This window comes from Amycolatopsis balhimycina FH 1894, from assembly GCF_000384295.1.
Lineage (GTDB): Bacteria > Actinomycetota > Actinomycetes > Mycobacteriales > Pseudonocardiaceae > Amycolatopsis > Amycolatopsis balhimycina.
Map to the genome: position 1 here is coordinate 7,986,133 of NZ_KB913037.1, position 13,708 is coordinate 7,999,840.

Sequence of the window (13,708 nt, forward strand, 5' to 3'; positions counted from 1 at the left end):
CGCCTCAGGAAGCCACGGTCTGCAGCGCCTTGCTCAGCGCCGTGACCGTCAGCCCCACCTGCCACGGCCGGGCCCCGCCCGCCTGCAGGACTTCCGCCACCGCGTCCTCGTCCGTCTCCGCGGGCGGGCGCCAGCACGTGCGGCGGACCAGGTCCGGCAGCAGGAGGTTCTCCACCGGCAGCCGGCGGTCCTCCGCGATCGCCGTCAGGGCCGCGCGGGCCGCCGACAGGCGGGCCGCGGCGTCCGGGTCCTTGTCCGCCCAGCGGTTCACCGGAGGCGGGCCGTCCGTCGGCTGGGCCGGCGACGGCAGTTCGGAAGCGGGGAGGGCGCGGGCCGCCTGCAGGTGGCGCAGCCAGCTCGCCGTGTACTTGCGCTGGACCCGGCCGCTGAACACCGGCAGCGCCTGCAGTTCCTCGACCGTCTTCGGGTCCGCCGTCACCGCGTTGATGATCGCGCTGTCCGGCAGGATGCGGCTCGGTGCGCGGTCGCGTTTGCGGGCCAGCTCGTCGCGGGCCTGCCACAGCTCGCGGACCGCCGCGAGGGCGCGGGGGCTGCGGATCTTGTGCACGCCGGACGTCCGGCGCCACGGCTCGGCCCGCGGGGGCGGCGGCGGGGCCGTCCGCACGAACTCGAACTCCTGCCGCGCCCACTCCAGCTTGCCCTGGGCGCCCAGCTCCGCTTCCAGCTTCTCGCGCAGCTGGATGAGCAGCTCGACGTCAAGGGCGGCGTAGTTCAGCCAGTCGACCGGCAGCGGCCGCTTCGACCAGTCGGCCGCGCTGTGCCCCTTCTCGAGGGTGTAGCCGAGCAGCAGCTCGACGAGCGTCCCCAGCGCGACGCGTTCGTAGCCCGCCAGCCGTCCGGCCAGCTCGGTGTCGAACAGCGCGGCCGGGCGCAGGCCCAGCTCGGCGAGGCAGGGGAGGTCCTGGGAGGCGGCGTGCAGCACCCACTCCAGGGAGTTGAGGACTTCGCGCAGCGGGGCGAGGTCGTCCACGGCGACCGGGTCGATCAGCACCGTGCCGGACCCTTCGCGGCGCAGCTGCACGAGATAGGCTTTGGGGAAGTACCGGTAGCCGGACGCGCGTTCGGTGTCGACGGCGACCGCGCCGGTGCCCGCGGCGAGCTTCGCGCAGGCCTCGGCCAGCGCGATCGGATCCGTGACCACCGGGGGCGTGCCCTCGGCGGGTTCGCGTAGCAGCACAGGGCCGCCCGTGGACTCGATCTCCATCCCGGTGTCCTCGGCCTCTGTGCTTCCCATGGTTGACGACCCTACGGGACGGGCTTACCGCGCCTGGTCCGCCCGCCCCGCAGGGAGGTGTGCTTTCGTCAGCGGATGACGCCGGCTCGCATGGCCAGTGCCACCATCTGTGCCCGGTCGCCCGTGCCGAGCTTGCGCCCGATCCGGGAGAGGTGGGACTTGACGGTGAGGGCGGAGAGCGAAAGCTCCTCGCCGATCTCCTTGTTGGACTGCCCGTCGGCGACCAGCTGGAGCACCTCCACCTCACGAGCGGACAGCTCGCGCGGGGTGTTGTCGGTGCCCGCGACGCGGGTCCCGGTGGCCAGCACCGGAGCCACGCTCGGGTCGGCGTAAACGCCGCCCTCGAGCACACGCCGCACGCCATCGGTCACGACGACCGGCGACGCGGACTTCAGCAGGTACGCCTGGGCCCCGGCCTGGAAGGCCGAGCGGACCGCGTACGGGTCGTCCGAGGATGCGAGGACCACCACGCGCGGCCAGCCGTGGCTACGGAGTTCCGTAACCAGCTCGATGCCGCTGCCGTCCGGCAGTCCGAGATCGAGGATCGCCAGGTCACAAGGCCCAGTGGCCTGTGCTCGCGCCCTCGCCTCGGCCACCGTGGCGGCTTCGTGGACGGTGCCCGCACCCATCTTGTGCGAGTCTTGCTGCGATTGCCTCCCTCAACAGCGGGTGGTCGTCGACCACCAACACGGAAAAGAGCTCTTCCCGCGGATGCGGAACCATGCTCGCCGGCAACGCGCCGGCTGGCGTGGATCGGACGGCCTGAGAAATGCCGACGGTAGCCACGTCACTACCTCCCTGGAGTCGGTCGTGCCCCCCGACCGGCACCGGGACCTTCGGCCGTTCAGCCGCGCCAGCTTTAGACCGAAAGTGGTGTCGTCGAAGGCACTGTAGCCGCCCCGAGGCCGTTGCGGGGGGATCGAATGGGTATCTATCTCAAACGAACAGTCACTCAGTGGGTTCGAAGTAACACGATCGGGCTAGTACACGGCGGGTTGCTAACGGATAGCCCAGCGAACACGATGCTATGAAGTTACCGGCGTCCAAATGGCCGTGCAGATGAGGCGTGCAGCTTCCGGTGCGCCTAGTGGCGGGGGGCCGGATGGGTGCCCAAGGCACCCGGAATGTGGCCCCGGCCGGGGCATGATCAACTTCCCGGCGGCGGCCCGGCGGCCTGTTTTCCGGCCGCGGATGGTGACTGTCCGTGTCGTTCGGGGCGCGTGTCCGCGGCCGGCGCGGCAAGTTGATCTTGTTGCGGTGCGTGACCACCTCGTGTCACGAACGGGGATGCCCGCCGGGGACGTGAATCAGCCTCAGGAACGTCGAGGTGAAGCCCGGGGTTCCCCCATCGGGTGGACCGCCCCGCGTGCGCAGCGGCGTCCACAGGCGTCCGAACGGGTGCGGTTGGACGGCGTTCAGCGGAAGCTGAATTTGCTCACATTCGTACAAAGGGCGGTTCCGGAGCGGCCGGCGGCGGCCGTCCGTTGCCGTTTCGTTGCCGAAGACCGCCCGGACGGCCGGGGGATCAGGAGCTCTGCCGCTGCCCGAAGAGGGTCACGCCGACCGGCGGCAGGCCCACGACGCTGGCCATCACCTGGCAGAAGGCCTGCCCGTGCGGCAGCAGCGCGGCGTCCGCCGGCGTCCACGACGCCCGCAGCTCCAGGTCGTCGGTGCGCGCCGGGCCGGAGATGTCGCCGAAGCGGGCCGACGACGTCTCGGTCACCGTGCCGCCGAGGGCCTTCCAGCTCGCGCCCGACACCTCGAGCGCGTCGGTGAGCCACGACCAGCCCACCCCGGGCAGGAAGGGATCGGTGGCCAGTTCGCGGTCGAGCTCCGCGCGCACGTACATGACGAGACGCAGCACGCCGTCCCAGCCGTCCTGGCCGTCCGGGTCGTGCAGCAGGACCAGCCGGCCCGAGGCCAGCACGTCGGCGGGGCCGGCCACTTCGCAGCTGACCGCGTACGACCACGGCGCGAGCCGCTGCGGCGGGCGCATCGGCTCCAGCAGCACCTCCCGGCGGGGCCGGACGGACTGCAGCGCCGCGACTGCTTCGCGGAAGAGCTCGGGCACTGGCGTCATCGCGGTCACGCATCGACTTTAAGGCGGGCACGCCCTGTTGCGGGCGCAGGCGCGCCGAGAGAACGGCCCGTCCGGGCACGTGGCACGATTGCGGCGATGTCTCCGACCACGCCCTTGCCGCCCTTGCCGCAGCCAACTGCCACGTCCGGCCGCCGCGAGCTGCCCGAAGCCCCGTTCCTGGCCGCAGCGCGCGGCGAACGCCCGGCGCGCACGCCCGTCTGGTTCATGCGCCAGGCCGGTCGTTCGCTGCCCGAGTACCGCGCCCTCCGCGAGGGCGTGCCGATGCTCGACGCCTGCTTCGACCCCGAGATGCTCGCCGAGATCACGCTGCAGCCGGTCCGCCGCCACGGCGTCGACGCCGCGATCCTGTTCAGCGACATCGTGGTGCCGCTCAAGGCCGCCGGGGTCGACATCGACATCGTGCCCGGCACCGGCCCGGTGGCCGCCGCGCCGGTGCGCGACCTCGCCGCCGTGAAAGCGCTGCCGGAGCTGGAGATCGACCAGGTCTCGAAGGTCGCCGACGGCGTCCGGCTGCTCGTCGAGCGGCTCGGCGGGACCCCGCTGATCGGCTTCGCCGGCGCGCCGTTCACGCTGGCCAGCTACCTCATCGAGGGCGGCCCGAGCCGCAACCACGAGCACACCAAGGCGCTCATGCACTCCGAACCGGCGCTGTGGCACGAGCTGGCCGGGCGGCTGGCCGACGTCGCGCTGACGTTCCTGCGGGCGCAGCTCGACGCCGGCGTCGACGCGATCCAGCTGTTCGACTCCTGGGCCGGCGCGCTGTCCGAGCGGGACTACCGCGAGTTCGTGCTGCCGCATTCGGCGAAGGTCCTCGAAGGCGTCGCGTCCTACGGCGTGCCGCGGATCCACTTCGGCGTCGGCACGGGCGAGCTCCTCGCCGCGATGCGCGACGCGGGCGCCGACGTCGTCGGCGTCGACTGGCGGATCCCCCTGGACGAGGCGGTGCGGCGCCTCGGCGGGAAGGCGATCGTCCAGGGCAACCTCGACCCGGCGCTGCTGCACGCGTCCTGGCCGGTGCTGGAGGCCGAGGTCCGGCGGATCGTCGAAGAAGGCAAGGCGGCCGGTGGCCACATCTTCAACCTCGGCCACGGCGTCCTGCCGGGTGTCGACCCGGACGTCCTGACCCGCGTGGCCGGGCTGGTGCACGAGCTGTGAAGCGCGTCGCGGTCGTCGGGGGCGGCGTTTCCGGGCTGACCGCGGCGTACCGGCTGCGGCGGCTGCTCGGCGACGCCTGCGAAATCGTCGTGTTCGAGAAGACCCGGACGCCGGGCGGCAAGCTGCGCACAGTCGAGCTCGCCGGGGTGCCCTACGACGTCGGCGCCGAGGCGTTCCTCGTCCGCCGTCCCGAGATGCTCGCGCTGGCCGGCGAGCTGGGGATCGAAGTCGTCAACCCGACGAAGGCCCGCGCGAAGATCCACGCCGGCGGCACGGTGACCGGCCTGCCGCCGGGCACGGTGATGGGCGTGCCGGCGTCGGCGGAGTCGGTCGCCGGGGTCCTGTCGGAAGCGGGCCGCAAGGCCGTCGAGGCCGAGCCGTCGCTGCCGGAGCTGCGGCTGCCGGGCGGGGACGTGCCGCTGGGGCCGCTGCTGCGTTCGCGGTTCGGGGACGAGCTCGTCGACCGGCTCGTCGACCCGCTGCTCGGCGGCGTCTACGCGGGCGGCGCGGACGGCCTCGGCCTGCGTGCGACCATGCCGGGCCTGGCGTCGGCGGTGGCCGCGGGCGCGGGGTCGCTGACCGCGGCGGCCGCCGCACAGCTCCCGGCCAACCCGTCGGCCGCGCCCGTGTTCGGCACCGCGCCCGGCGGCCTGGGCACGGTGATCGACCGGCTCACCGACCTTTCCGGCGCCGAGCTGCGGACCGGGCTGCCGGTCTGCGAGATCGAGCGGCACGGCACCGGCTGGCGGCTGCGCATCGGCGCCGCGCCGACCGCGCACGCCCCGGCGGACAACACCGAGGACGTCGACGCGGTGGTGCTCGCGGTGCCGGCGCCGTCGGCCCGCCGGCTCCTGGCCGACCCGGTCCCGGCGGCCTCGGCGGCGTTCGGCGAGGTGGAGCTGGCGTCGATGGCCGTCGTCGCGCTCGCGCTCCCGCCCGGCACGCGGCTGCCCGAGGCTTCGGGGATCCTCATCGGCCAGGGCGAACGAGACGCTTCCGGCGTGCCGTACGCGGCGAAGGCGTTCACGTTCTCTTCGCGGAAGTGGGCGCACCTGTCCACCGGGCCGGTGTTCGTCCGCGGCTCGGTCGGGCGCTTCGGCGACCTGGGCGTGCTGCAGGCCGACGACGTCGAGCTGGTCCGCGTGGTCCGCGACGACCTCGCCCGGCTGACCGGCGTGCGGGCGGCGCCGATCGAGACGCTGGTGACGCGCTGGGGCGGCGGGCTGCCGCAGTACGGCCCCGGGCACCTCGAGCGCGTCGAGCGGATCGAGAAAGCGGTCGCGGAGGTGCCGGGGCTGGCGGTCGCGGGCGCCGCCCTCCACGGCGTCGGGCTGCCCGCCTGCGTCGCGACCGCGGACGCCGCCGCGCAGCGGATCGCGGCCCACCTGACGAGTGCGTAAGGCCGTGAATGGCACATTGAGGGACTTCAAGTCCCTCAATGTGCCATTCACGGCCTTTCCGTGAGTGTCCTCACCTGACCCGTGGGGGCGGCCGGGTGGCCGCGGTGACAGGATGGAGTCATGGCGCGGGTCAACTACAACGAGCTCAACGACACCATCCGGTACACCACCTGGTCGGTCTTCCGGATCGAGCCGGGCAAGCTGGGTGAGGACCGCGGGACGGCCGGCCGCGAGACCACGGAGTACCTCGACGGGCTCGAGGCCAAGGGCGTCATCGTCCGCGGTGTGTACGACCTGGCCGCGCTGCGCGCCGACGCCGACTTCATGATCTGGTGGCACGCCGAAGAGATCGAACAGATCCAGGCCGCCTACGCCGGCTTCCGCCGGACGCCGCTCGGCCGCGCGTCGACGCCGGTCTGGAGCCAGACCGCGCTGCACCGGCCCGCCGAGTTCAACAAGAGCCACATCCCCGCGTTCCTGGCCGGCGAAGAGGCCCGCAAGTTCATCTGCGTCTATCCGTTCGTGCGGTCCTACGAGTGGTACCTGCTGCCGGACGCCGACCGCCGCAAGATGCTCGCCGACCACGGCAAGGAAGCCCGCGACTACCCGGACGTGCGCGCCAACACCGTCGCGTCGTTCGCCCTCGGCGACTACGAGTGGATCCTCGCCTTCGAGGCCGACGAGCTGCACCGGATCGTCGACCTGATGCGGCACCTGCGCGGCACCGAGGCGCGGCTGCACGTGCGCGAGGAGATCCCGTTCTACACCGGCACGCGCGTGCCGCCCGCCGAGCTCGTCGCGGCTCTCCCGTAGTGCCCACGACGACAGTGCGCCAGGTCGTGGAGGGCGTCTGGCACGCCCTCACCGGGTCCCAGCCGGGACCCTTCGAGCTGACCGGGACCGAGGACGTGCTGCCCGGGCCGTACCGGGTGGCCGCGGCGGCTTCCGCCTCGGTGGCCGCCGCGACCCTGGCGGCCGGCGAAATGCTGAAGCTGCGCGAGATCGAGCCGGGCGTCGTCACGGCGGACACGCGGCACGCGGCGGCGGCGTTCCACAGCGAGCAGCTGCTGCGGGTGGACGGCGTCGGCGCCGAGCCGGTCTGGGCGCCGCTGTCGGGCGACTACCGCGCGGCCGACGGCTGGGTGCGCCTGCACGCCAACTACCCGCGCCACGAAGCGGCGGTGTGCTGGGGGCTCGGCGTGCCCGGGAGCCGCGGCGCGGTCGCGAAGGCGGTTGCCGGGCGCGGCGCGCGGGAGGTCGAGCACGCCGTCGTCTCCGCCGGGGGAGCGGCCGCCGAACTGCGGTCGCCGTCGGACTGGGCCGGGCACCCGCAGGGCGCGGCAGTCGCTTCACTGCCGCTGGTGGACCTGGGCCTGATCGACGACGCTCCCAAGCGGACTCTGTTCTATTCGGACCGGCCGCTGGGCGGGATCCGGGTGCTGGAGCTGACGCACGTGCTCGCCGGGCCGGTGGCCGGCCGGGTGCTGGCCGCGCACGGCGCCGACGTGCTGCACGTCGGCGCGGCGCACCTGCCACGGGTCGAGGCGCTGGTGCGGGACACGAACCAGGGCAAGCGCTCGGCGTTCGTGGCACTGGACACCGAGGGCGGCCGCGCGCGGCTGAAGAAGCTGATCAGCCGCGCGGACGTGCTGGTGCAGTCGTTCCGGCCGGGCGCGCTGGCCCGCATCGGCTTCGGGCCGTCGGAGCTGGCTGCCCTGCGGCCGGGACTGGTGATCGCGGACCTGAGCGCGTACGGGTGGGAAGGCCCGTGGGCGCGGCGTCGCGGGTTCGACAGCCTGGTCCAGATGGCGAACGGCATGGCGTGGTCCGCGGAAGGGCCGTCGCCGCTGCCGGTCCAGGCGCTGGACCACGCAACGGGCTGGCTGGCGGCGGCGGCGGTGATGACGGCGCTGCGCCGCCAGGTCACCGACGGCGGCACGTGGCGGGCGCGCCTGTCGCTGGCCGGCACGGGCCGGTGGCTGGATTCCTTGGGGCGCAAGGACCCTGCCGCTGTGGACGTCGGCTACGGCGACTTGATGGAGGAAGCGGACAGCGGGTACGGCCGGCTGACCCGGGTCCGGATGGCGGGCGGGCTGCCGGGCGCGGAACCGCACTGGGACTTCGGGACGCGGCTGCCCGGTGTCGACAAACCGACCTGGACTCCCTGACGCGAGTTTGCTTGGGCTCAGCGACGGCGAAGGCGGTCTCGCAAGCCGCGCTTCGGCTTCGGCAGGTGGCCGCGCTCGATCAGCCACGTCACGAACTCGTCCGCGTACGCTCCCGACCGCTCCGCCGCCTTCTTCGGCCGTCCCGCGTTGAACTCCGTGAACAGCGGCCCGAATCGATCCCCGAGCGTCTCCGCCAGCTCCGGGCGCTGATTCGCCAGCACCCGCCCGTGCTTGCGCCGCAGCACGTTCGCTTCGACGCGAAGCCGCGAAGCGTCGAAGCCGGGCGGGGGCGGGCCGTCCCCCAGGAGCGCGTGCAGCAGCTCCGCCTGCCGGCGGGCCAGCTCCTCGCGGCTCACGGCGTCACCGCCGCTCGCAACGCGGCCAGCTCCGCCGCCAGTTCGTCGTCCGACGGGTAGTCGTCGTCGCGCTCCAGCAGCACTCCCGGCGGGTCCGTGCGGCGGCGGAGTTCCGTCAGCAGCGACAGCACCTCCGGCAGCACCGGGTGCGCGTGGGTGTCGTGGTAGACGCCGTCGCGCTCGATGCCGCCCGCCATGTGGACGTACGCCAGCCGCTCCCAGGGGATTCCGTCAAGGAACGCCGCCGGGTCGGTGCCGATGTTGCGGGCGTTGGCGTACAGGTTCGCGACGTCGATGATGAGCCGGCAGCCGGTCCGTTCGGTCAGCTCGGTGAGGAACTGCTCCTCGGTCAGCTCGGCGTCCGGCCAGTCGAGCACCGCGGCGATGTTCTCCAGCGCGAACGGGACGTCCACGATGGACTGGGCCAGCCGGACGTTCGCCACCAGCACGTCGAGGGCCTCCTTCGTCCGCGGCACCGGCATCAGGTGCCCCGAGTCGAGCCCGCCGGCGCGCACGAAGCACACATGGTCGCTGACCAGCGGCGCGTCCAGGGCCCGCGCGATCTCCGCGAGGTGCTGGACGCGGCCCGTGTCGAGCGGCTCGGCCCCGCCGAGGGACAGCGAGACGGCGTGCGGCAGCACCGGCAGGCCACGCCGCCGCAGCGCCACCAGCGTCTCCGGGAGGTGGTCGGCGTGCAGGTTCTCCGCGACGACCTCGACCCAGTCCACGCCCGGCAGGCGCGCGATGGACAGGTCGAGCTCGTGCCGCCAGCCGATCCCGATGCCCAGCTCACCCACCGCAACCACCTCCGCCGCAGCCGCCACCACCGCAGGACGAGCCGCTGCTGCACGACGACCCGCTGCTGCAGGACGACCCCGAAGAGCCACCGCCGCCGCCGAACGACGCCGCCGGCGGCATCAGCGCCGCGCTGATCTCCTCGTCCGGGTACATCGCCCAGCCGCCCAGTGCGACCGCGGCCGCCGCGCCGCCGAGCAGCACGCCGCCGGCCAGCATCCCGGCCGGGACCGGCCCGGACGCCGCCGCGCGCGCCTGGCCGAGCACGCGGTGACCCCCGGCCGACGGCTGCCGGGCACCGGTCTTCGTCCGTCTCACCGCGGCGACCACCGTCAGCACGGCCGCGACCAGCACGAGGAAGACCAGGATCCCGACCGGACGGCCGAGCGAGAGGCCGTTGACCAGCCGCACCACCCCCAGCACCAGCACGGCCAGCTGCAGGACCAGCCCGAACGTCCTGGCCTGTCGCTTCCCGGCGGTGGACGCCAGCAGGCCCTGCCGGTCCAGGCTGTCCTCCAGGGCACGCATCGCCGCGGAACCGCGGACGTACCCCCGGATGGTCGAGGTCGTCTTCAGCTGCGCCGCGTCGAAGACGGCCTGCTCCAGCGGCTCGGACGGCCGTGCCCCGGCCTGGCTGACCTGCTTGTAGCTGTTGACCCGCAGCCGGCCGCGGTCCACCAGCGCCGCGACCGCCGCGTCGGTCGCCCGGTCGGGGCCGCCGGCCAGGAAGGCGAGCTGGTAGACGGTCGGCGGCGGCCAGGGCCGGGCCTGGCCGGCCCGCAGTGCCCGGGCGCCGGCGATCCCGGACACGACGAGCCGGACCAGCAGCACCGCGCCGAGCAACGCGATGTAGAGGACCACGAAATCCGGTCCGGAAATGCCCCACGGGTCGGTCATCGCCCGTCTCCCCTCAGTGTGTCGCGGTTACCGTAGCTGTGAGACGCAAGCGCTCGCGGCGGCGTTTCAACCGCCGCAGCCCCCGCCGCCACCACCCCCGCCACCCCCGCAGCCGCCGCCCCCACCACCGCAGGAGCTGCCTCCGCCGCCGTAGTAGCCGGCGGCGCCACCGGCGCTCGCCCAGTGGGTGCTGCGGGGACGGCGGTACACCTGCGCGGCCGCCTGCCGGACGGCCCGGCCGACGGCCAGCCGGATGTCCTTGTCGGGGTGCCCGTCGAGGCCCCGGGACGCGACGGTGCCGGCCACCCCGGCCGTGAGCGTCCTGGCGCGACGGGCTTTTTCCGCGGCGGCGCGCCCGGCGGCGGTGATCTTGATCTGCGGCCGGTTCGCGGCACCGGCGGTGGTGACGATGGCCGCGACGGTGTTCAGCACCAGCAGCAGGATCAGGTAACCGACCGGGTGCCCGGTCGCCGAGCCGGCGATCAGCCGGGACACGCCGAGCACGCCCAGCGCGAAGTAGGCGACCGCCGTGGTCACCCAGACCAGCCGGACCGCCCGGACGTCGGTCAGCAGGCCGCGGGCGACCAGCCCGGCTTCCAGCCCGGCCACCGAGGAGTGCTGCCCCACGTCGTCGGCCACCCGGGTGACCGAATTCCCGGTCTTGCCGATGCGCACGAGCGCGGCGCGGCCGAGGTCGTCCGGCGCCGTGTCGCCGACGCGGTGCAGCTTGCCGGTGCTGTCGAGGCGGACGAGCTGCCGCTCCAGCAGCGTCGCGACGACGAATTCGCCGAGCCGGTGACGCCCGCCGGCCAGCAGCGCGAATTCCTCGGGTCGCTCCGGCGCGGCTACGCCGTCCCCCTGCGACAGCCGCCGGGCGCGCATCACGCCGTACAGCGCCACCGCCAGCAGGAGGCCCAGGTAGAGGCCCGTGAACACCGGTCCGGGAATGCCCCAGGTGTCGGTCATGAGTCCGCCCTCCCTCGTCCGTGTGCGGAGACCACGTTCGAGGAAGGGCGGCGGGTTGCTCGCTTAAGGAGGATTTAGGACGGCGGTTTTTACGACTCGGAGACCAGTTTCAGTGAGATGGAGTTGATGCAGTACCGCTGGTCGGTCGGGGTCGGGTAGCCCTCGCCCTCGAAGACGTGCCCGAGGTGGCTGTGGCAGGAGCCGCAGAGCACCTCGATCCGCTTCATGCCCATGGCGCGGTCTTCGCGCAGCAGCACGGCATCGGAGTCCGCCGGGTCGAAGAACGACGGCCAGCCGCAGTGGCTTTCGAACTTGGTGTCGCTGCGGAACAGCTCGGCACCGCACGCGCGGCACTCGTAGACGCCGGTGGTCTTGGTGTCGGTGTACTCACCGGTGAACGGCCGTTCGGTCCCCGCCTGGCGGAGCACGGCGTACTCGTCCGGGCTGAGCTGCGCCCGCCATTCCTGTTCGGACTTCACGACGCGTGGGGTCGCGCCGACAACGGGTTTCATACCTTTCACCCGATCCACGTTACGCCGCGAGCCAGGCGAGGGCGTGCACCACGATGTCCCATGCGGCCACGATCACGCCGAGCACGATGAGCACCACGATCAGGGCCGACACCCAGTAGCGCAGCCCGCCTAGGCGGTTGCTCGAGTCGGCGAAGTCGGCGACGCCGTCCAGCGCGGCCTCGATGGTGTAGTTCGGGCCGCAGCGTTCGATGCGGTCGAGGTGCTCGGCGAACGCGAGTGCCTCCGGGTCGTACGGGTCCAGGCCGACCAGGTCCTCGTGGAAGCGAGGATTCTGGCCCGGCAGCGAAGCTCCGTCGTCGGCCATGCCACCACGGTAGGCCATCGGCGCTCGTCAGCCCACTAGCGGCGCGTCACGTCTCACTGGCCGGAGGTGGCGCCGGTGGACCCGTCGAGCTTGGTGCTGCTGTCGATGAGCATCTGGCCGCCGACCATCACGATCCGGAACGGGCGGCGCTGCTGGTCGTTGAGATCCATGTTGATGACGAGCGAGCCGTCGTCCTCGTTGCGGCCCGAGTCGGCGTTGGCCTTCTTGAAGCCCTGGATGTTGGACTTGTTCGTGGCCCAATAGGCCTGGAACTGCTGCTCGCTGCCGTAGACGGACTGGGCGGCCGGGGTGAGCTTGCTCCAGTTCGACGCCGGGTCGGAGAAGAAGTTGACCACGAGCTGACCGGCCGCGCCGACGTTGGTGACCTTGCCGTCCGTCCCGGTGTCCCCGACCGGGCCGGCGGGGACGGAGCTGGAGGACTTGGTCTTCGAGGTCGCCCCGGTGGCACTGGGCGCGCTGGACGTCGACTGGCCGGCCTGGTTGTTGGCCGCACCCCCGCCGCCGCCCGAGTTCAGCACCAGGAACACGATGACGGCGACCACGACGACCGCGGCGCCGCCCCCGGCGAACAGCGCGTACTTGCGCTTGTTGTCCGGTTTCGGGGTGTTCGGCGAATACTGGGGAGCCCTGGCCGTCGGCGAGGCCGCGGGCATCGGTCTGGGCGGCGTGTTCGGCGGAGCGGCGGGCGACCGCATCGGCATGAACGCCGCGGTCGGGCGCGGCGGGTTCGACGGCGCCTTGTTCGGGGCCTGGTTGGGGGCCTGGTCGGGGGCCTTGTTCGCGGGCACGGGGGTGCCGACCGGCGGAGACGACGGCGCCTGGTTGTCGCTGCGCTGCCACGGCGGCCGCTCGCCGCCGTCCGCGGGCGCGGCGGGCTTGCGGCCCGCGCCGCCGGACAGCAGCGGCGGCGACGTCGCCATGCCGCCGGGCTCGGTCCGGGCCAGCGCGGCCAGCCGCTCGCGGGCTTCGGCCATGCTCGGCCGCTCCGCCGGCTCGCTGCGCAGCAGGCTCATCAGCAGCGCCGTGGCCGCCCCGGCCTGCACCGGCGGGTTGATCTGGCCGTTCGCCGCCGCGTAGAGCAGCGCGAGCTGGTTGGTCGTGTTGCCGTACGGCGTGGTGCCCTCGATCGCCTGGTAGAGGGTCGCGCCGAGGGCGAAGACGTCGGAACTGGGCACCGGGTCGGCGCCGCGGGCCAGCTCGGGCGCCAGGTAGGCGGGCGTGCCGCCGATCAGGCCGGTGGCCGTCAGCGTCATGTCGCCGGCCGCGCGGGAGATGCCGAAGTCGGTGATCTTCGCGGTGCCGGTCTCGTCGATGAGGATGTTGCCCGGCTTGACGTCGCGGTGCACGATCCCGGCGCGGTGCGCGGCCACCAGCGCGGACGCGACCTGCTCGCCGATCCGGGCGATCCGGCCGAGCGGGAGGGTGCCCTCCTCGGCCAGGATCGTGGAGAGGCTGGGCCCGTTCAGGTACTCCATCACCAGGCACGGATCGCCGTTGTGCTCGGCGATGTCGAACACCACGATCGCGTTCGGGTGCTGGAACCGGGCCGCGTTCTTCGCCTCGCGCATGGCGCGCTGGCGCATGTTGTCGCGTTCGGGCTCGGAGACGCCCGGCTGGGGGAGGATCTGCTTGATCGCGACGGTGCGCTCGAGGCGCACGTCGGTCGCGCGCCACACCACTCCCATGGCACCGCTACCAATGTGCTCGACGAGGCGGTAGTGCCCGGCGATCAGCTGACCGGTGTCGATGGCGACTGC

General features: G+C 73.2%; 13 protein-coding genes and 1 pseudogene. 4 read left to right on the forward strand and 10 right to left on the reverse strand.

The window, feature by feature from the left end:
* Window positions 1–4: 4 nt before the first annotated feature.
* From A3CE_RS0136850 to A3CE_RS0136860, 3 genes and pseudogenes are all read right to left on the reverse strand, one after another.
* Window positions 5–1,225 carry a ribonuclease D gene (locus A3CE_RS0136850; protein WP_020645119.1) on the reverse strand — a complete coding sequence of 407 codons (1,221 nt, stop codon included), beginning with the start codon at window positions 1,223–1,225 and terminating at the stop codon, window positions 5–7.
* Between the two features lie 98 nt (window positions 1,226–1,323).
* A pseudogene (locus tag A3CE_RS0136855) lies at window positions 1,324–2,041 on the reverse strand (response regulator).
* A 739-nt stretch (window positions 2,042–2,780) separates the two neighbouring features.
* The gene (locus A3CE_RS0136860) at window positions 2,781–3,344 is read right to left on the reverse strand and encodes a DUF3000 domain-containing protein (RefSeq protein ID WP_026469216.1); all 564 of its coding nucleotides are present in this window, start codon (window positions 3,342–3,344) and stop codon (window positions 2,781–2,783) included.
* A gap of 87 nt (window positions 3,345–3,431) precedes the next feature.
* Between A3CE_RS0136860 and hemE the strand changes: the two genes are divergently transcribed.
* The 4 genes from hemE (at window position 3,432) to A3CE_RS0136880 (ending at window position 8,079) form a co-directional block, all read left to right on the forward strand.
* Entirely contained in the window at window positions 3,432–4,511 is a 1,080-nt protein-coding gene (hemE, locus tag A3CE_RS0136865) for a uroporphyrinogen decarboxylase (protein ID WP_026469217.1), read from the forward strand.
* Window positions 4,508–5,911, forward strand: coding sequence for a protoporphyrinogen oxidase (gene hemG / locus A3CE_RS0136870; protein ID WP_020645122.1), 1,404 nt, complete (start codon window positions 4,508–4,510; stop codon window positions 5,909–5,911). The genes hemE and hemG overlap by 4 nt, the downstream gene beginning before the upstream one ends.
* A 120-nt stretch (window positions 5,912–6,031) precedes the next feature.
* A complete protein-coding gene (hemQ, locus tag A3CE_RS0136875; RefSeq protein ID WP_020645123.1) occupies window positions 6,032–6,724 on the forward strand; it encodes a hydrogen peroxide-dependent heme synthase in 693 nt (230 codons plus the stop codon).
* Window positions 6,725–6,738: 14 nt separating this feature from the next.
* Window positions 6,739–8,079, forward strand: a complete 1,341-nt coding sequence (locus A3CE_RS0136880) for a CoA transferase (protein WP_020645124.1) — start codon at window positions 6,739–6,741, stop codon at window positions 8,077–8,079.
* 17 nt (window positions 8,080–8,096) lie between these two features.
* On the opposite strand, the gene A3CE_RS0136885 is transcribed toward A3CE_RS0136880, so the two are convergent.
* The 7 genes from A3CE_RS0136885 to A3CE_RS0136915 form a co-directional block, all read right to left on the reverse strand.
* Window positions 8,097–8,435: an SCO6045 C-terminal-like domain-containing protein gene (locus A3CE_RS0136885; RefSeq protein WP_020645125.1), complete on the reverse strand. Its 339-nt coding sequence runs from the start codon at window positions 8,433–8,435 to the stop codon at window positions 8,097–8,099.
* Window positions 8,432–9,232, reverse strand: coding sequence for an MbnB/TglH/ChrH family RiPP precursor modification enzyme (locus A3CE_RS0136890; protein ID WP_020645126.1), 801 nt, complete (start codon window positions 9,230–9,232; stop codon window positions 8,432–8,434). Before A3CE_RS0136890 ends, A3CE_RS0136885 begins: the two co-directional genes overlap by 4 nt.
* Window positions 9,225–10,127, reverse strand: coding sequence for a TIGR04222 domain-containing membrane protein (locus tag A3CE_RS0136895; RefSeq protein WP_020645127.1), 903 nt, complete (start codon window positions 10,125–10,127; stop codon window positions 9,225–9,227). Before A3CE_RS0136895 ends, A3CE_RS0136890 begins: the two co-directional genes overlap by 8 nt.
* Before the next feature lie 66 nt (window positions 10,128–10,193).
* Window positions 10,194–11,093 (reverse strand): TIGR04222 domain-containing membrane protein, encoded by a 900-nt coding sequence (locus tag A3CE_RS0136900; RefSeq protein WP_020645128.1) that lies wholly within the window; start codon window positions 11,091–11,093, stop codon window positions 10,194–10,196.
* A gap of 89 nt (window positions 11,094–11,182) precedes the next feature.
* Window positions 11,183–11,605 (reverse strand): peptide-methionine (R)-S-oxide reductase MsrB, encoded by a 423-nt coding sequence (gene msrB, locus A3CE_RS0136905; protein ID WP_020645129.1) that lies wholly within the window; start codon window positions 11,603–11,605, stop codon window positions 11,183–11,185.
* Window positions 11,606–11,624: 19 nt separating this feature from the next.
* Window positions 11,625–11,930: a hypothetical protein gene (locus tag A3CE_RS0136910; protein ID WP_026469218.1), complete on the reverse strand. Its 306-nt coding sequence runs from the start codon at window positions 11,928–11,930 to the stop codon at window positions 11,625–11,627.
* Window positions 11,931–11,983: 53 nt separating this feature from the next.
* Window positions 11,984–13,684 (reverse strand): serine/threonine-protein kinase, encoded by a 1,701-nt coding sequence (locus A3CE_RS0136915; RefSeq protein WP_084641904.1) that lies wholly within the window; start codon window positions 13,682–13,684, stop codon window positions 11,984–11,986.
* Window positions 13,685–13,708: the final 24 nt, after the last annotated feature.

Coding starts and splice junctions, on each gene's coding strand:
- A3CE_RS0136850 (WP_020645119.1), bottom strand. CDS start 1,225: ATGGAGATCGAGTCCACGGGCGGCCCTGTGCTGCTACGCGAACCCGCC.
- hemE (WP_026469217.1), top strand. CDS start 3,432: ATGTCTCCGACCACGCCCTTGCCGCCCTTGCCGCAGCCAACTGCCACG.
- hemQ (WP_020645123.1), top strand. CDS start 6,032: ATGGCGCGGGTCAACTACAACGAGCTCAACGACACCATCCGGTACACC.
- A3CE_RS0136895 (WP_020645127.1), bottom strand. CDS start 10,127: ATGACCGACCCGTGGGGCATTTCCGGACCGGATTTCGTGGTCCTCTAC.
- A3CE_RS0136900 (WP_020645128.1), bottom strand. CDS start 11,093: ATGACCGACACCTGGGGCATTCCCGGACCGGTGTTCACGGGCCTCTAC.
- msrB (WP_020645129.1), bottom strand. CDS start 11,605: ATGAAACCCGTTGTCGGCGCGACCCCACGCGTCGTGAAGTCCGAACAG.
- A3CE_RS0136910 (WP_026469218.1), bottom strand. CDS start 11,930: ATGGCCGACGACGGAGCTTCGCTGCCGGGCCAGAATCCTCGCTTCCAC.